At 41.4% G+C, this 17727-nt stretch carries 16 protein-coding genes; 8 read left to right on the top strand and 8 right to left on the bottom strand.

Annotated elements, in window-relative coordinates; translation table 11 throughout:
- Nucleotides 1-15 precede the first annotated feature (15 nt).
- On the bottom strand, nucleotides 16-414 hold the full coding sequence (locus FTT88_RS08605) for an outer membrane protein assembly factor BamE (RefSeq protein WP_078193102.1): 399 nt from the start codon (nucleotides 412-414) through the stop codon (nucleotides 16-18).
- A gap of 112 nt (nucleotides 415-526) precedes the next feature.
- On the opposite strand from FTT88_RS08605, the gene fur reads away from it, so the two are divergent.
- On the top strand, nucleotides 527-964 hold the full coding sequence (gene fur, locus FTT88_RS08600; RefSeq protein ID WP_078193101.1) for a ferric iron uptake transcriptional regulator: 438 nt from the start codon (nucleotides 527-529) through the stop codon (nucleotides 962-964).
- Between the two features lie 78 nt (nucleotides 965-1042).
- Here the strand turns inward: fur and FTT88_RS08595 are convergent, their stop codons facing one another.
- Together FTT88_RS08595 and FTT88_RS08590 are read right to left on the bottom strand one after the other, a co-directional pair.
- Nucleotides 1043-2164 (bottom strand): PilT/PilU family type 4a pilus ATPase, encoded by a 1122-nt coding sequence (locus tag FTT88_RS08595; protein WP_168379063.1) that lies wholly within the window; start codon nucleotides 2162-2164, stop codon nucleotides 1043-1045.
- 27 nt (nucleotides 2165-2191) lie between these two features.
- Complete coding sequence (locus tag FTT88_RS08590; protein WP_078190026.1) at nucleotides 2192-3229, bottom strand: type IV pilus twitching motility protein PilT; 1038 nt, start codon at nucleotides 3227-3229, stop codon at nucleotides 2192-2194.
- A 125-nt stretch (nucleotides 3230-3354) separates the two neighbouring features.
- Between FTT88_RS08590 and FTT88_RS08585 the strand changes: the two genes are divergently transcribed.
- Nucleotides 3355-4041 carry a YggS family pyridoxal phosphate-dependent enzyme gene (locus FTT88_RS08585; RefSeq protein ID WP_180004254.1) on the top strand — a complete coding sequence of 229 codons (687 nt, stop codon included), beginning with the start codon at nucleotides 3355-3357 and terminating at the stop codon, nucleotides 4039-4041.
- A gap of 193 nt (nucleotides 4042-4234) precedes the next feature.
- A complete protein-coding gene (locus tag FTT88_RS08580; protein WP_078193098.1) occupies nucleotides 4235-5035 on the top strand; it encodes a thioesterase family protein in 801 nt (266 codons plus the stop codon).
- Nucleotides 5036-5083: 48 nt separating this feature from the next.
- Here FTT88_RS08580 and FTT88_RS08575 read toward each other — a convergent pair whose 3' ends face one another.
- The 3 genes from FTT88_RS08575 to FTT88_RS08565 form a co-directional block, all read right to left on the bottom strand.
- Nucleotides 5084-8677 (bottom strand): AAA family ATPase, encoded by a 3594-nt coding sequence (locus tag FTT88_RS08575; protein ID WP_180004256.1) that lies wholly within the window; start codon nucleotides 8675-8677, stop codon nucleotides 5084-5086.
- Between the two features lie 9 nt (nucleotides 8678-8686).
- Entirely contained in the window at nucleotides 8687-9940 is a 1254-nt protein-coding gene (locus tag FTT88_RS08570; protein WP_168379059.1) for an exonuclease SbcCD subunit D C-terminal domain-containing protein, read from the bottom strand.
- Between the two features lie 133 nt (nucleotides 9941-10073).
- Nucleotides 10074-10451, bottom strand: a complete 378-nt coding sequence (locus tag FTT88_RS08565) for a VOC family protein (RefSeq protein ID WP_180004259.1) — start codon at nucleotides 10449-10451, stop codon at nucleotides 10074-10076.
- Between the two features lie 169 nt (nucleotides 10452-10620).
- On the opposite strand from FTT88_RS08565, the gene FTT88_RS08560 reads away from it, so the two are divergent.
- From FTT88_RS08560 to FTT88_RS08550, 3 genes are all read left to right on the top strand, one after another.
- The gene (locus tag FTT88_RS08560; RefSeq protein ID WP_180004261.1) at nucleotides 10621-11565 is read left to right on the top strand and encodes a GGDEF domain-containing protein; all 945 of its coding nucleotides are present in this window, start codon (nucleotides 10621-10623) and stop codon (nucleotides 11563-11565) included.
- A 394-nt stretch (nucleotides 11566-11959) separates the two neighbouring features.
- Entirely contained in the window at nucleotides 11960-12409 is a 450-nt protein-coding gene (locus tag FTT88_RS08555; RefSeq protein ID WP_168379056.1) for an ABZJ_00895 family protein, read from the top strand.
- Between the two features lie 66 nt (nucleotides 12410-12475).
- The gene (locus FTT88_RS08550; RefSeq protein ID WP_180022278.1) at nucleotides 12476-13411 is read left to right on the top strand and encodes a TIGR01777 family oxidoreductase; all 936 of its coding nucleotides are present in this window, start codon (nucleotides 12476-12478) and stop codon (nucleotides 13409-13411) included.
- Nucleotides 13412-13432: 21 nt separating this feature from the next.
- Here FTT88_RS08550 and thiO read toward each other — a convergent pair whose 3' ends face one another.
- Together thiO and hemB are read right to left on the bottom strand one after the other, a co-directional pair.
- Nucleotides 13433-14557 carry a glycine oxidase ThiO gene (gene thiO, locus FTT88_RS08545; protein ID WP_180173868.1) on the bottom strand — a complete coding sequence of 375 codons (1125 nt, stop codon included), beginning with the start codon at nucleotides 14555-14557 and terminating at the stop codon, nucleotides 13433-13435.
- 135 nt (nucleotides 14558-14692) lie between these two features.
- Nucleotides 14693-15706 (bottom strand): porphobilinogen synthase, encoded by a 1014-nt coding sequence (hemB, locus tag FTT88_RS08540; protein WP_078193091.1) that lies wholly within the window; start codon nucleotides 15704-15706, stop codon nucleotides 14693-14695.
- A gap of 107 nt (nucleotides 15707-15813) precedes the next feature.
- On the opposite strand from hemB, the gene FTT88_RS08535 reads away from it, so the two are divergent.
- Nucleotides 15814-16311: a thioesterase family protein gene (locus FTT88_RS08535; RefSeq protein WP_180004269.1), complete on the top strand. Its 498-nt coding sequence runs from the start codon at nucleotides 15814-15816 to the stop codon at nucleotides 16309-16311.
- Between the two features lie 262 nt (nucleotides 16312-16573).
- On the top strand, nucleotides 16574-17725 hold the full coding sequence (locus FTT88_RS08530; protein WP_180004271.1) for an efflux RND transporter periplasmic adaptor subunit: 1152 nt from the start codon (nucleotides 16574-16576) through the stop codon (nucleotides 17723-17725).
- Nucleotides 17726-17727: the final 2 nt, after the last annotated feature.

The following is a 17727-nucleotide window of genomic DNA, read 5'->3' as shown; positions in this document are numbered from 1 at the left end:
TTTATCTGAAAGCGACTATAGTGGTGGCGCAGTTAAAATCGCTTCTTTAGAACCTGGTAAGCCAGGTTGAGACTCTGGAATGGTTTCTAAGCCTTCAATTTTTTGAACGATACCGTTTTGGTCAAAGAAGATTTTTAAGTGTTGACCATGTGCAGCAGGAATCTTGGCTTTTTTAGCATATGTTCCTGGGGTATACTTATAAATGTAGTCCCAACGTAACGGATTCATTGGATCGGCAACAGTTGGACTACCTAGCAAAAAGCGAACTTGTTGGTGGCTCATTCCCACTTGAATTTTAGCCGCTTGTGCTTGAGTTAAAGGTGTACCTTGTGGAATATCAACTTTATAAACGCCCAAGGTTGAACAGCCTACGAGCAATGAAGTGACAAATAACGTCAGCATGATTTTTTGCATTTTGCTAAACTATCCCAAATTAATTATGATGCATTTGATCCAAGGATAGATCATACTGCATCTAAACTTTGTTGCATATTCCAACTTTAATTTTGTTGAGAGACCTTTTTTCATGCCTATTTCAAATCAAGATTTACGTAAAGCTGGACTTAAAGTTACACTTCCACGAATTAAAATATTGGAATTGCTTGAAAATTCAAGACAACATCACTTAAGCGCAGAAGATATTTATAAGACTTTACTTGAACAGGGTGAAGATGTGGGTTTAGCAACTGTGTATCGCGTGTTAACACAGTTTGAAGCTGCAGGTATTATTCAACGCCATCATTTTGAAAACAATCATTCTGTTTTTGAGATTATGCAAGAAGATCACCATGACCATATTGTGTGTCAAAACTGCAATAAAGTGGTGGAATTTACTAATGATGTGATTGAGCATGAGCAACATCAAGTGGCAGAAAAATTTGGTTTCCAACTTACAGGTCACTCATTAAATCTTTATGGCTATTGTGATGCGCCTGAATGCCAAGAAGCATATCGTAAAAAATAATCCGATGCGGATGAGAATGAATAAAAAACAGACTTCATGTGAAGTCTGTTTTTTATTTCCGAAAGCGTTTAAGCAAAATTAATGTTGACCATCAAAGGTAATATTTGAATTTGCACGCAGTAAATGCTCACCGCCTTCTTCAGACAATTTAATTTGTAGACGCAGGTCGTTCGGTGAGTCGGCATGTTTGAGCGCATCTTTGTAGCTAATTTGCTTGGCTTTATAAAGGTCATATAAGGCTTGGTCAAAGGTTTGCATACCTAGTTCACGAGAACGCTTCATCAGGTCTTTAATTTCATGCACTTCACCCTTACGGATTAAGTCTGAAATTAAAGGTGAGTTGATCAAAATCTCAATGGCAGCACGACGTGAATTACCATCAATGGTTGGAATCAACTGCTGCGCAACCATTGCTTTTAAGTTCAAAGACAAGTCCATGAATAGCTGACTATGACGATCTGCTTCAAAGAAGTGAATGATACGATCGATGGCCTGGTTGGCGTTGTTGGCATGCAGTGTTGCAAAAACCAAGTGACCGGTTTCAGCAAAGGCAATCGCATAGTCCATAGTTTCTCGTGAACGAATCTCACCAATCAGAATCACGTCAGGTGCCTGACGTAGCGTATTCTTTAAGGCAACTTCGAAAGAGTCGGTATCAATACCCACTTCACGTTGGGTAATGATACAGCCTCGGTGTTGGTGTACAAATTCAATCGGGTCTTCAATTGTAATGATATGACCTTTGCTATTTTCATTACGATAGCCAATCAAAGATGCCAAAGAGGTTGATTTACCTGTACCCGTTGCACCTACGAAAATGATAATGCCACGCTTGGTCATCGCTAATTCTTTTAAAATCGGCGGTAATTTCAACTCATCCATCGTTGGAATAACGGTTTCGATACGACGCAGAACCATACCTGGCTGGTCACGTTGTTGAAAGGCGCTGACACGAAAACGAGCAGATTTACTGGTATTACTAATGGCAAAGTTACATTCTCGCGTATCGGCAAATTCCTTACGCTGTTTGTCAGACATAATCGAATGTAAGATTTGACCGACAGTCGGGCCCGGTAACTTAGTCGAGCCAATTGGCAAAATTTGCCCATTGATCTTAATCGAGGGTTCAACATCGGCTGTAATAAACAAATCCGATGCTTTTTTCTCCACCATATAATCAAGTAAGCCGTTAAAATCCATAACGATCGCCCCAAAAAAATAAAAAAATTACAAGAAAGATTCGGGTTGCTTCGCTGCAGTCCGTGCAGTCTGCGTACTAATAATGCCTTTTGCGACAAGATTTTTTAGGCTTTGATCGAGTGTGGTCATACCGTAGTTGGCACCCGTTTGAATCGCTGAATACATTTGCGCAACTTTGTTTTCACGAATCAAGTTACGGATCGCAGGAATACCAATCATAATTTCATGGGCAGCCACACGACCACCGCCATTTTTCTTGAGTAGGGTTTGTGAAATTACGGCTTGAAGTGATTCGGATAACATGGCACGAACCATATCTTTTTCTTCAGCAGGGAATACGTCAATCACACGGTCAATGGTTTTTGCCGCAGAGGTGGTATGTAGAGTACCGAAGACCAAGTGACCGGTTTCAGCAGCTGTCAGTGCCAAACGAATGGTTTCAAGGTCACGCATCTCACCGACTAAGATAATATCCGGGTCTTCACGCAGTGCGGAACGAAGTGCTTCGTTAAAGCCGTGGGTATCACGGTGTACTTCACGTTGGTTGACCAAACATTTTTTAGATTCGTGTACAAATTCTATCGGGTCTTCGACCGTTAGAATATGGTCATATCGGTTGTCGTTAATGTAATCGACCATCGCAGCAAGCGTGGTTGATTTACCCGAACCCGTTGGACCGGTCACCAGTACGATGCCACGTGGATATTCACAAATATCTTTGAAGATTTGGCCCATGCCAAGATCTTCAATGGTTAGTACTTTTGAAGGAATGGTACGGAATACGGCACCAGCACCACGGTTTTGGTTAAATGCGTTCACACGGAAACGAGCCACACCAGGTACTTCAAATGAAAAGTCAGTTTCTAATTTTTCTTCGTAATCACGACGCTGTTTATCGTTCATGATGTCGTAAACCAATTTGTGCACTTCTTTATGTTCAAGAGCAGGAAGGTTGATACGACGAACTTCACCATCCACACGAATCATTGGTGGCATACCAGAAGATAAATGTAAATCCGAAGCGTTATTTTTGGCAGCAAAGGCCAATAGTTCTGTAATGTCCATAAAATCCCCGAGATAAAAATTAAATCTTAATTATTTTGATAGAATAATAAGGCTTTCCCACAGCTTAACCAACACTTAGTTGCAGGGCAATGCAAAAAAAGATGAATGAAATGAGAACCCCGTCAATGAATAAACTTCAAGAAGCACGAAATCAAGTCTTGCAGCAAATTGAGCAGGCTTGCCAACTTGCGGGTCGACCACAGCAGTCGGTTGAATTGTTGGCTGTATCTAAGACGCATCCTGCTGAAATGCTAAGAGAAATGTATGCAACGGGGCAACGATCATTTGGTGAAAACTATCTGCAAGAAGCACTTGAAAAAATTGAGGCTTTGGCGGATTTAGAAATTGAGTGGCATTTTATAGGCCATGTGCAGCGCAATAAAACCAAACATTTGGCTGAAAAATTTGCGTGGGTGCATGGGGTAGACCGTTTAATTATTGCGGAGCGTTTATCGAGTCAGCGAGACGCAAGCCAAGCACCTTTGAATATTTGCCTACAAGTCAATATTGATGCGCAAGATACGAAGGATGGCTGTCAGCCGAATGAAGTTGCAGATTTGGTCGCTCAGATTTCTGCACTACCGAATTTACGCTTACGTGGACTGATGGTGATTCCTGCTCCAAACAATCCGCAAGCGTTTGCTGATGCCAAAATGCTCTTTGAACACGTCAAAGCACAGCATGCGAAACCTGAAGATTGGGATACATTAAGTATGGGGATGTCAGGCGATATGACTGATGCGATTGCTGCGGGTTCAACGATGGTTCGCGTGGGGACAGCATTGTTTGGCGCACGTGATTATTCAAAATAGGACAGAAGATTCAGCCTGCTTTCAAAAACTAGGCTTATAAAGTGTAAGCACAGCAGATAAATTTTCACAATAGATGAAACCTATGGGTTCAAAGTGAGCCTTTTAATTTGAACTTTCCATTAAAGTTGAGTACAAAATAATCAGGATGTTTTTGATATTGAAGTAATTCACACTTGGACAAATAGGGAAGTTCATGACGGCATATTATCAGTTGATTCAACGCGACGTAGATGCGCAAGGCTGTGTCACGGCACATTACCATTCGACCAATTTAGCACAAGGTGCATGGAATGCACATGAGCAACACATGGCACCAGCTACAGGCATTATTTGTGCTGAATTAGACCGTTTTTCACCACGTCATGATATGCGTATCGGGCGCATTAGCCTCGATATTTTGGGCTTAATTCCTGCTGGCGAGTTTGAAATAATCACGCAAGTGATTCGTCCGGGAAAAACCATTGAACTGATTGAATCTGAAATGCGGGCTCAGGGCAAAACCTGCATTGTGGCACGCACTTGGCGCATGATGACGCAAAATAGCCAGTCCGTGAAAGGTTTGGAGGATGCTGATGTGACTGGGCCAGAAACTGCGCCGATTTGGGACGGTATCCGTCAGTGGCCGGGGGGATATATTCAGTCGATTGAAGCAAGAAGCCATGGGCGCCGTGCAGGTCAAGGCATTGTGTGGCTGAGAACACAGCATGACATGGTTGAAGGTGAGCCGACTGCTGATTTTGTCCGTTTAATGGGCATGGTTGATACCGCCAATGGTATTGTTCCGCGTCAGGATTGGCCATTTGGCTGGGGCTTTCCAAATCTGGATCTACAAATCCATTTGCACCGTTTACCACAGGGACAGTGGTTAGGTCTGGAAACCGTGCAGCAGTATGGAGCGGATGGTGTTGGTTTGAGTAGTTCTGTATTGCATGATGTCCATGGCCCATTTGGGCGTAGTGAACAGATTTTAACGCTACGTCCACTCGGGACGTAATGATCTAGAGAATCAAAAATTATAAAGCCTGCTTTAAGCAGGCTTTTTTTAAGATACGATTTGGATGGTGCTTGCACCTGCTCCGACAGGATTGACTTGAATTTGCACAGGGATTCGTTCGTGCATTTCTTGAATATGCGAGATCAATACTACTTTACGGCCTTGGTTTTGCAACTGATCTAGAGCATTCATGACCATGTGTAGACTTGAGGCATCTAGCGTGCCAAATCCTTCGTCAATAAATAGGCTTTCGATTTTCGTTGTTCCTGATGCCATGCTTGCAATGGCTAAGGATAAAGCGAGTGCTGTTAAGAACGACTCACCACCTGAAAGCGAAGAGACAGAGCGAGTTTCGCCATCCATGTCATGATCGATAATGGCTAGACTTAAGGAATTTTCAAGGCGCTTTAAGGTATAGCGCTGTGAAAGTATCGCCAATTGCTGGTTAGCATACTCGATTAAAATATCAAGGTTATATTGCTGCGCCAAATCACGGAACTTCTTGCCCGTTGCATCGCCCATTAAGCTCGAAATTTTATTCCAACGATGTTCTTCAGATTGGATCTGTTGAATCTGATCGGCAAATTGTTTTTGTTTGCTGAGGTTAGAAAAATGAACATCTAACTTACTTTTAAGTTGATCTCTAAGTTCTTGCTGTTCTGCAAGGGCTTTAAGATTTAGTGCAATGACACGCTCGATTTGTAAAATTTGTATTTCAGGCTGTGTTTTTAAATGCTGTTTCAACGTTTCTTGAATAGCCTGAATACCTGCTTGAGCATCTGAATAGGCACGTTCTGCATTTAAAACACGCTGTTTAAGCTGCTGTTCTTGTTCATATGAAATTGCACTAAGTTGCGCTAACAGCGTTTCACTAAATTCTGAATTTTGGCTCATCCATTGTTGAAGCGTATTTTCAACATGCCTCATTTGAGTGACTAATTGTGTTTGCTGGGTGAGGTATTCTTTTAAGCGACTTTGACTGGTTTCAAAGGCTTGACGTACTTGATCGAATGTTTGACGAGCCTGATTGAATCTCGTCTGTAACAGTTGTCTGTTTTGGTCAAAATCATTTAACCAATCATGTGGTTTTTCAACTTGTGTTTGGGTCATCTCAAAAATAGTTTGAATCGCAATATCACTATTTTTTTTGCCCTCAATTGTTAAATTTTCAATTAGATTTTGAGCCGTTTGAATTTTTTCCTGACTAAATTTAATTTGTTGCTGATAGTGCTCAAGCTGTTGTGAAGTTTGATTATATTGAGTATTTAACTCGTGGCGTTGCTTTAAGTAATTTTGACGTTGTTGTAGTGTGTGATAAATCTGTTCAGCCGCGCTTAAAGTCGACTGTTCCCATAATTTTTTTTCTACGTCATTCAACACAATGAGAATATGCTGAATATTGATTTCAGCTTGTTGCACACTGGATAAGTGCTGTGTGGTTTGTTGAATTGAAGTTATGAGTGCATGACTTTGTTTTTGAGCATTTTCATGTGAAATTAAGGCATCTTCAGTTTGTTTTTGCGCTTGTTGTGATTCATTGATTCTTGTCTGAATCAGTTGCGCCAAGGCTTCATGCTGATGTGAAAAATCAAAAGAAATATTTAGAATATTTAATTGTTGTTGAAGCGCATTTTTTGCCTGATCAAGTTGTATTTTTAAGGTCGCTAGCTGTTGCGCATTGGCATCCATTAACGCGGTTTGCTGAGTGGAGGTGGTTTGTAATTTTTGCCAAGCTTCGAAAGCCACTTTTTCCAATGCAAGTGCTTGTTGTTCTTGTTGCGTTTGTAGTTTCAGTAATTCATCAGAAAAAGCTTCTTTTTCTGAATAAGGATGATGGGTACTTCCACAGACTAAACACGCTTCGCCATCGACCAAATCTGCACGCAATTTTTCAATATTTTCCGTATTCAGTAAGCGCTGTTGTTGCAACATGTGTTGCAGTTTTTCACGCTCATTTTTCTGCGTTTGATAGGTAAGTTCGGCCGTTTTTAGCTGCGTATGACTTTGTTTAATTTGCTGAGCTAGTGTACGTTTCACCGTCATGAGATTGGTGTTTTCAGCATCAATATTTTGGAAGCTTTGCCATTGTTGCTGAACAACATTGAGCTGATTTAATTTTTGTAAAAGCTGGTCACGTTCGTAACGTAGTGATGAAATTTTCTGATTGAGCGCATCTTCTTGCCCAAATGTTTGCGTTAATTTTTCAAGTTGTTTTTGTTGTGTCTGTAATTGTGTATTGGCTTGTTGCACATTGCCATAATTTTTTTCAAATTGTGCATAACTTTGAATAAATCGTTGAGTCTGTGTGATATGCGCTGAAAGTGCATCATCGAGTGAGGCAAAGTGATTTGAACTTTCTAGCTGTGCCGTGTGTTGAGCAATATTGGTTTGCAGTTGCTCAAGCTGTTCCTTCATCTGTTTTTCATTGTTGATATGCGGAACAAGTTGGTTTTCAATCTCTTTAAAATCACCTTGCGCTTTGCGTAATTGATCTACCAATACAAGACGTTCAGCAATCCGGTCACGCACCAGTTTAATTTTGTCTTGATGTTGAATCTCAAATTGATGCTGTTGTTTTTGTTCTGTATCTATTTTTTCAAAGATGGTTTTTTCAGCATTGAATTGTTGTTCAATCTCTGAAAAATGCTGTTGTGCATGTGTCAATTGCGGCTGTAATTGTGCAATTTCAAGCTTGATATTTTTTTGTTGAATTACACTTGGGCGTATAGATGAAAAGCGTTCAAGTTGTTGCAGTTGTAGCTTTTCAGGCGCAAGTGCATCAAGTTGTTGTTGCTGATTTTGTAGTTGTTGCTGACGTGCTTGCACATCAGTTTCGTATTTTTGCTTTTGTTCATACCACTGTTGATTTTTTTCGAACGCTGATTTTTCTATTTCCAGCTTTTTATATTCTGTAGAAACCGTATTGAATTGATTCGTGGTTGTTATTAGATCTTCATCAGACAATATTTCAATATGTCCTAAAACATTTTCCAGCTCTTTACGCTGATTGGCAATTTGTTTAGTTTTTTCAAAGGCCAATTGACCAATTTTTCCGAAAATACTGGAATTGGTCAGATATTCCAATAGCTCGCCACGTTCATTATCACGCGCTTTTAAAAAAGCGGTCACTTCTGACTGAGCCAGTAAAACAGCACGAGTAAATTGCTCAAAACTGAGTTGAGTAATGCGTAAAATTTGGCTCTCAACCGCTTTAGTTTTATCTGCAACGACACTGCCATCCGTTAAGCATTTCAGTGAACGCTGTACGCTTTGCAATTTGCCATTTGGGTTTTCACGGGCACGTTTAATTTCCCAACGCGCTGAATAGACTTTTTGGTCTTGGGCAACAAAGCTGAGCTCGGCAAAGCCTTGACCTGTGCCACGGCGTAATACGGTTTGCGGTGAGTTGGTTGGCAACTCTGAACCATCGATATCGATCAGTTTACCATCGCTGTCTTTTAAACGTGGCACACGATTAAACAGCGCCAAACACATGGCATCTAAAATGGTTGATTTACCTGCACCAGTTTTGCCAATAATTGCTACTAAGCCTGCACTGGCTAAAGGCTCAGATTCAAAATCAATAAAATGTTCACCCGCTAAAGATGCCAAGTTTTTAATACGTATAGATAAAATTTTCATGGCAATTCCTTAAGCGTTCACATCATCTTCAAGTGATTTTTGTGCTTCATCGACCAAACTTAAAAAATCTTTCATTACGGTGTCATCAGCACCATAGCCTTGTTTTTCCCAAAGGTTTTGGAATAATTTTTCAGGCGTAGGTGGATCAAGGTTGATTGCGGCTTGTTGCTGATTATTTTGATCTGAGTTTAAATAACGGCGGCTGATGCGCACCAACCGATAACGGTTCGGCGCTAAAGCCTCTTCAAACTGCTGTCTTAAATTAGGTGCAGGCGGGGTGTCGGTATGGTATTCAATTTCGACATATTCACGCTGATCAATATCTTCAATTTCACCGCTCGCCAAAGCAGATAATTGTGCCAAAACTTCTGGAATTGTGCCTTTGATGCGATGCAATTGCACACTGCGCGGAATTGCTAAGGACCCCATTTGAAAGCGTGATTCATCTGTTTGAGTTGGATCAATACTGATCTCAAGCACTTGGTGCTTATAATTAATTTCACTAAATGACAGGGGAATCGGTGAGCCGCTATAACGGATATGGGTCTGTGCGACTTTTTGCGGTTTATGCAAATGCCCAAGTGCGACATAGTCAATTACATCATCAAATAGGGCAGTCGAAAGCGCTTCTTCATTGCCAATAATAATCGGGCGCTCTGAGTCCGACGTTTCACCGCCTTGCATGTGGGCATGTGACATTAAAATTAAGGCTTGATCTGAAGTTTTACGTGCTTTGGCTTCCGCAATTAATTGCTGATGCACATAGGTAATAGCGTTTTGGCTATTGGTGGTTTGATCATTGAATCCGGTGATCTCGGCAGCCCGTAAAAAAGGTAAGGTTAGACACCATGCCACAATATTTTTGTGTTCATCATAAATAGGCACGAGTAATCGGTCTAAATCGAGCTGACCTTCAGTATTTTTATGGACCACGCCAACAGCTTTGGCATGGTATTTTTCTAATAATGGCTCAACTTGTTCAATACGGTAACCTGAGTCATGATTGCCTGCGATCATCAGGGTTTGCATGTGCGGGGCACGCACATGCGCATCGGCTAAAAATTGATAGAGCTGTTTTTGCGCTTTGGAAGCTGGGTTGATGACATCAAAAATATCGCCAGCTATCAGCAGGGCATGCGGCTGCTTTTGTTCTATTTGTTCGAGTAACCAATGAAGAAACTGTTCGTGTTCGTAGTCACGTGAGTGGTTATAGAAGAATTGTCCTAAATGCCAATCAGAAGTATGAAAAAAACGAACAGTCATGCAAGCCCCCAAAAATCAAAAAAATTGATTGGGGTCTAAAGTATCACAGATGTTCACATTTTCGAGGGTGATTAATCATTCATACGTCAAACTAAGTCGTTCTCGACAGTTACAAGGTCATCAATCTAAGCTGTTACTGTGCATTTGAATCGACTTGTACGAGGCCAAAGGTATTGTGGTCTGGGTCTAAGAAATAGCCTTGCCAACATTGACCAGGAATCGCAAATTTTTCCATGGCAATTTGACCACCCTGCGCCAAAATTTTCTCAGCGATATGGTCGAAATCTTCAACTTCAAAACTACAGGTAAATGCATTGGTGCCGCAGTGCGTTGGTGGAGTCTGAGCAGGGCGCTCTAAGAGGCCACCATGAATGCCTTGAGTTTCAATACGGAAGTATTGAATCGGTAGCCCTTCAACTGGGATAAATGACCAACCGAAAACCGCAGAATAAAAGGCAACTTCACGCTTTGGATCGGAGCTTTGAATTTCAAAATAGCAGAGCTGGTTCATTGTTATTACTCTTTGTTTGATGGATTGCACATTTCAAATAGCAGAGATTTGAAATTAGGCTAAAAAATACCAAGAACTAGGAATATAAAATGTTGTTCTAATCCTGTATATAGATCAATTGTTGTACAGCAGGTGTATTACCTGCATTTGGGGTAGCAGGAGATGCAACATGCCAAATAATCCTTTTGATGAAGAAAAACTTGCAAATAGTATGGTGTATAAGACTTTATTAGAGTCTACATTAGCCATTCCTTGGTGTATTGATTGGGACAGTAAAACATTCAGCTATATTGGACCGCAAATTGAAAAGTTGCTCGGTTGGAAGCAAAATACTTGGCGCACCGTTCAGGACTGGGCATCACGTATGCATGAGGAAGACCGTGATTTTGTGCTGAATTATTGTGTTTCGCAGTCGATGGCTGGTATAGATCATGAAGCAGATTATCGTGCACTTAAAGAAGATGGTTCATATCTTTGGATACGTGATGTTGTTCATGTCGTGCGTAAACCAAATGGTGATGTAGATTGCCTCGTAGGATTTATGTTTGATATTTCCGAACGTAAAAAACAAGAAGAACAGTTACAAAAATTGCAACGTCAGCTCGAAGAATATTCATATAAAGATGGCTTAACCGGTATTGCCAATCGACGTTTGTTTGATGACTTTTATCAACGCGAATGGTTGAACGCGATACGCACACAAAAGCCACTGAGTTTAATTCTGATCGATTTGGATTATTTTAAACAATACAACGACTTGAATGGTCATGTGATTGGGGATACATGTCTGCGTCAAATTGCGAAAAGTTTGGAATCTTGTTGTACACGACCTCGTGATTTAGTCGCGCGTTTTGGTGGTGAGGAATTTGCTTGGATTTTACCAGAAACCAATGAGGCAGCAGCAGCAGTGATGGCCGATAGAATTATGGAGGCCGTGCGTGCTGCACGATTACCGCATAAAGCTTCAGCGGTGTCTGAACTCGTCACACTCAGCATGGGGGTAAAAACCATTATTCCATCAGATCTAGATAATCGAATGCAATTTTTGGATCAGGTCGATAAAAACCTTTATGTAGCGAAAAGACAGGGGCGTAATCGCTATTGTGCTGCATAACATGGCTTTGCTGTTGTGACTTATTTTAAAGTTGCAGCAAGTTTTTAGTCAGTCGATATTTTATCGGCTGATTTTTTTTGGTGTAGAATATAAAAATTAAATGCTGAATACATAAGGCACAAAATAAAAGACCGACGATTCGAGTGATGATGAAATCGTCGGTCAAAAAATCGATTTCAAATTTAAGTGATGGCTGCTGTTCATACTTAAATTCAAAATGAAACTTATTGCTTTTAAAAAGGTCACCGAAACATTGTGGATGCCGTCCAAATCATCGGTTGCTACAGACCTTGTACCCTATATAACGTAGCTGATTACAGATTGGTTGACATGAAAATGAAAAAAAATGCATTTTTTTTTATACTAGGTGTCAACTTCTTCTTGGGTTAGGGTCATGGTGTCTTTAACACGTTATTTTTTCTTGTTTTTTTTCATTTGTTTAATCATGACCTGTATTTGCGGTGTGATCGCAGCATTATTGCCACAGGGTGTGGGTGGTATTTTAACGGTCGTACCCTATCTGATTGCCATGATCGTGGTGTTATTTCGGTTTTTAAATAAAAATCAGAGAGCACCGACACAGGCAGAACGTAAAAAATTTACCCTAGGTTTTAGCCTGATTTTTTGGTTATATAATTTTGGTTTTGTACTTTTGGGTATCGCAATTTTTTCAAGAAAAGATCCTGAAATTTGGCAAAATTTAATGCTCTATGTTCAACATCCTCAGTTTATGAGTTTAATGGTGATCATGTTATTACTGATGGCTATCCCTTTGTATTTAATCACCTATTGGTTTTATGGTCCGCAAGCACAGCGGATGGCTTCTCAAAAGTTTGGCGCATAAAGCTTGATCATCTGGTGATCTTGTTCTATAGATAACAGTATTATTTCATATAGATAAGAACAAATTATGCATCAGCCCACAGTACTGCTGACGGGTGGCAGCGGTTTTATTGGCACACATCTCATCAAGGCACTTTTAGCTGCGGATTATAAAGTGATTGGGCTCAGTCGTAAGGCTGGGCGTATTTCTAAATCACCACATTTAACTTGGGTACAGCAGCTCGATCAAATTCCTCATGACAGAATTGATTATGTGATTAATCTTGCAGGTGAAAGTATCGGCAAAGGTCGCTGGACAGAGACGCGTAAACAGCAATTATTAGAAAGTCGGGTCAAAACCACAGAAGCGCTGTATCAATATTTACGTAAACGTAAAATTTTTCCGAAATGCATTATTTCAGGTTCGGCTGTTGGCTATTATGGTATTGATATTGAAGAACAATGGACAAAAGTGTGCGATGAAAATGCTGCACCACAAGCCATTTTTATGTCAGAGCTATGCCAAAGTTGGGAGCAAGTCACACGCCAATTTCCTGAACAAAATACCATTATCACACGACTAGGTGTGGTCTTGGCTGAAGGTGGCGGAATCTTACCGCAAATGCTGCGACCGATTCAGCTCAATTTGGTCAACAAAATAGGTTCCGGTCGGCAGCCTTTTGTGTGGATACATATACAAGATGTGATCCGAAGTATGCTGTTTTTAATGAAACAAGCAGAGAAAAAACATGCATTGCTTGAACCCACGCCAATCGATCCGCATATTTTCAATTTGGTTGCGCCGGAAAAAACGACGCAGGCTCAGTTTGCGCAGATTGCAGCACGTCAATTAGCCAAAAAGCCGTGGCTCAATGTGCCTGCAACTATCTTTAAAATTTTATTGGGTGAGCAATCGCAATTAATTTTAAATGGTCAATTGGTTCAGCCAGCCGCATTATTACAGCAAGGCTTTGAGTTTAAATTTCCGACGTTAAAAGAAGCCTTGCAGGATTTATTGGCTTAGTTGAATTTGACGGATTGACCATTATTCGACGCTTAACAATGCATCTTGAAAAAGGCGACTCGGACTATAGTGGTCTGCATTGAATGAAGGCGTTTCCCCAGTCATAAGTTCAGCCAATAACTGAGCTGAAGCTGGTCCCATGCATAAACCATTTCTAAAATGCCCAAAATTTACCCATAGATTGTCGTAATTTGGCATCTGCCCAATATACGGAATCCCTTCAGGGGAAGATGGACGCAGGCCAGCCCAAGACTTCACAATCGGAAAGTTGGCAAGCTCTGGCACCATGTCAAAGCATGATTCTTGAATATGCTGCAAGGTTGCATCTGTGGTCTGAGTATCAAAGCCACATTGGCGCATACTTGAGCCGCAAACCACATGACCGTCTTGGCGTGGAATCAAGTACATGACTTTATTCATGCACATGGTCGGCAACCAATTTTGCGGGGTTTTAAAGAGAAGCATTTGTCCCTGCACAGGTTGTACGGGTATCTCAATGCCCAGTTGTTCACTCCACGCGGCTGACCAAGCGCCTGTGGCAATAACGAATTGATCTGCTGTATGTTGTTTGCCATCTGCGGTGGTGATGGACTGGATACGATTGTCCGAACGGTTTAATTGGTGGATCAGGCAATGTTCATAAATCTGAACTTTAGGATGCTGCTGTAAATAAGCTGTTAATGACTGCAAAAGTCGCGGATTACGGATGTTGGCTAATTGCGAAAAATAAATGCCATGTGCAAAGCGTGCTGAAATGTGAGGATTAATCTGCTCAATTTGCTCGGATTGTAAATATTCCGCCTGTTGCATGGGATCTTGGTGCAAACAGGCATAATCTAAGCCGATTTCAAAATCATCTTCATCAAAAATCAACATGCCAGTTTCATGAATTTCAAAATCAATCCCAGTCATAGGTTTTAATTTTTCATTCCATTTTTGGTAGCTCTGCTTGCCATAACGTGCGAGCGCATTGACTTCATTGGGATATCGCCAAGGATACATCGGGGAGAGGATGCCACCACCGGCCCATGATGCAGCAGAACCTGTGCGTTGTTGGTCGAAAATCGTCACCGTACAACCACGTTCAACCAATTCCAATGCGCTGAGTAAACCACTTACACCCGCCCCAATAATGGCAATATTCATGTTCTTTTAACCGATGAATGTATAAGTTTGATCTAAACTTCAGCTATGCCGAAGTTTTTCTTCCATGACTGTTTTTGACTTTTACAGATATAAAAAGCCTTCCTGAACGTCACCATTTCAGGAAGGCTTTGCAGGTTATTTCATGTCTTTCAACATGAGTGCTGCATCTTCAGCAAAGTAAGTCCAGATCCCATCTGCACCTGCACGGCGGCAGCTCATAAGCGACTCGATAATCACGCTATCAGACAACCAACCGTTTTGAATGGCACCTGCCAACATGGCGTATTCACCACTTACTTGATAGACAAAGGTTGGAACACCGAAGTTATCTTTAACTTCACGGACGATGTCTAAATACGGCATACCTGGTTTTACAATCACCATGTCGGCGCCTTCTTGAATATCGAGTGCGATTTCATGTAGAGCTTCTGCACGGTTACCGATGTCCATTTGGTAATTGTATTTATTGCCACCTTTGAGGTTGCTTGAAGAACCTACCGCATCACGGAATGGACCGTAAAAGCTAGACGCATATTTTGCAGAATAGGCCATGATATTGGTATAGATATGGCCATTGGCTTCAAGCGCTTGGCGAATCGCACCGATACGACCATCCATCATGTCACTGGGTGCAACCACATCTGCACCCGCTTCGGCATGGCTGAGTGCTTGTTTAATTAAGCATTCAACGGTTTCATCATTCAGTACATAGCCGGTATCATCAATGATACCGTCTTGACCATGTGTGGTGTATGGGTCGAGCGCACCATCAGTGATGAGAACCATTTCTGGTAGTTCTTTTTTTAATAAGCGGATGGTGCTTTGGACTAAGCCATCTTCATGCCAAGCTGCTTCAGCCGTTAAACTTTTATCTTCCTGTGGTGTAACTGGGAACAAAGCTAATTTTGAAACACCCAATTCGAGTAAACGTTCTGCCTTTTTTAGTAACAAGTCAGCAGATAGACGCTGTACGTTTGGCATGCTTGGAATATCTTGAGTTTGTTGCTGGCCTGGCAACACAAATACTGGATAAATGAGATGATCAGTCGTCAGTTGAGTTTCACGCACCATAGCGCGAAGCTGGTCATTTTTACGAATGCGACGCATGCGAGTGGCAGGAAAAGCTGGACGATTGAACGTATAGGTCATAACAATCTCATTGATCAGTATTAAACTTTGACTATTGTAGACGCATAATGAGGGTTTGGCGCACCCTGTATTATTTTTTTATTCAATGACAGCGATTCGAGTAGGCTATGACAGATGTAAATAAGAGTTGGACCGGTAATATTGACCTAAACTCGAAGATTGAAATCGATACTTTATTAAATAACATTGCTCAAGCATTTAACAGCTCCCCATTTTTTGTACACAATGCAATGAAAATGACGGTGATCGATGGTCAGATCGAAGCACGTGTGGACATGGCCAGTAATCTAATAGGAAATGTCGCATTCCAAATTTTACATGGTGGTGTTGCGGCAACTTTACTCGACAGTATCGGTGGTATCTCTGCAATGGCAGAATTGTATAAAAAGGCCACAGCTGAAGATCTAGCAGAAACGAGTAAAAAGGTATCTCGCTTAGCGACCGTCGATATGCGTGTGGATTATTTAGCGCCAGGACGCGGACAGTATTTCGTTGCACGAGCTGAAACCTTACGTTTAGGTCGTAAGGGCTGCACCATGCGTATGACCATGGTCAATGATGAAGGTAAAGCGATTGCAACAGCGATTGCATCGTATGCCTATTAAGCCATTCTTAAGTTAACACATTCAAAATAATGAAAAAATAAAGTCCAGTATTGGCAGCAGGGCATGATTTTATCCTGTTGCCGACGAAAAAAAGACTGACGAGTTACATTTTCTATTCTCAGGATATGATTTTTTAGCTTTAAAATGCCGGAAAATTGAAGAAGATAGACTTTCTCACGACACCATTATCTGACAGCAAAGTTGACATGCTTTGCAAAGCTCATGATGCCATGACCAAGTCTGCTAGATTTAGGACAAATCTATGACAGATACCGTTAGTAACCTGCCAGAAACCCCATCTACAAAGCAGCCCACCGATCAGGAATTAAAAGCACGCAGAAAAAAAGGCCTTGGTATAGTGGCTGTATTGATCGTGATTGCTTTGGTGATGTATTTGATTTGGTCAATATTTCTAAATCATTCCGTCAGTACCGATAATGCCTATGTCGGTGCAGAAACAGCGTCGATTACCTCGATGGTCACGGGGCAAGTGGCAGATGTTTTGGTGAGTGATACGCAGCAAGTGAAAAAAGGCGATGTGCTTGTTCGCATTGATGCGCGCGATGCTGAAATTGCCTTAGCTCAGGCACAGGCTGAATTACTTAAAGCAAAACGCCAATACAAACAAACTGCGGCGAATAGTAGTTCTTTAAACTCACAAATTTTTGTCAGTGATGATGCAATTCATAGTGCAAGCGCACAAGTGGCGAAGGCACAAGCCGATCTGAATAAAGCACAAGATGAATTACAACGTCGTCAACAATTGGCAGCTTCAGGTGCGATTTCTAAAGAAGAATTAAGCACAGCGCAGAGTGCTGTGAATACGGCTAAAGCCAGTTTTGATGTGGCTCAAGCAGGACTTGCTCAAGCCAAATCTAGTCAAAAAGCGGCACAAAGTAATAAAGCGGCGAATGATGCATTAATTCAAGACAGCAATGAAAATTCAACCCCAGATGTTTTAGTTGCGCAAGCACGTCTACAACAAGCTCAGTTGGACTTAGAACGTACACAAATCAAAGCACCCTTTGATGGTGTGGTGACACGTCGCAATATTCAAGTTGGGCAACGCATTGGACCGGGAACGTCATTAATGATGGTGGTGCCAGTCTCTCAGTTATATGTCGATGCCAACTTTAAAGAAAGCCAATTGGCAGGGGTGCAAGCGGGTCAAAAAGTTGAACTGACATCTGATCTGTATGGTGACAAAGTTAAATTTAATGGCATAGTCACTGGTTTTTCTGGTGGCACAGGTTCAGCATTTGCCTTGATTCCAGCACAAAATGCCACAGGAAACTGGATTAAAGTGGTTCAGCGTTTACCTGTGAGGATACGTTTAGATCCAAAAGAGTTGGCAGAACACCCACTCCGTGTGGGGCTGTCTATGGAAGCGACGATTGACCTGAAATCGAAGTAATT

The sequence above is a fragment of the Acinetobacter sp. YH01024 genome (assembly GCF_013420195.1).
Taxonomy (GTDB): domain Bacteria; phylum Pseudomonadota; class Gammaproteobacteria; order Pseudomonadales; family Moraxellaceae; genus Acinetobacter; species Acinetobacter amyesii.
The sequence above is the reverse complement of the archived record's forward strand: the minus strand, read 5'-3'. Positions and strand labels throughout refer to the sequence as shown.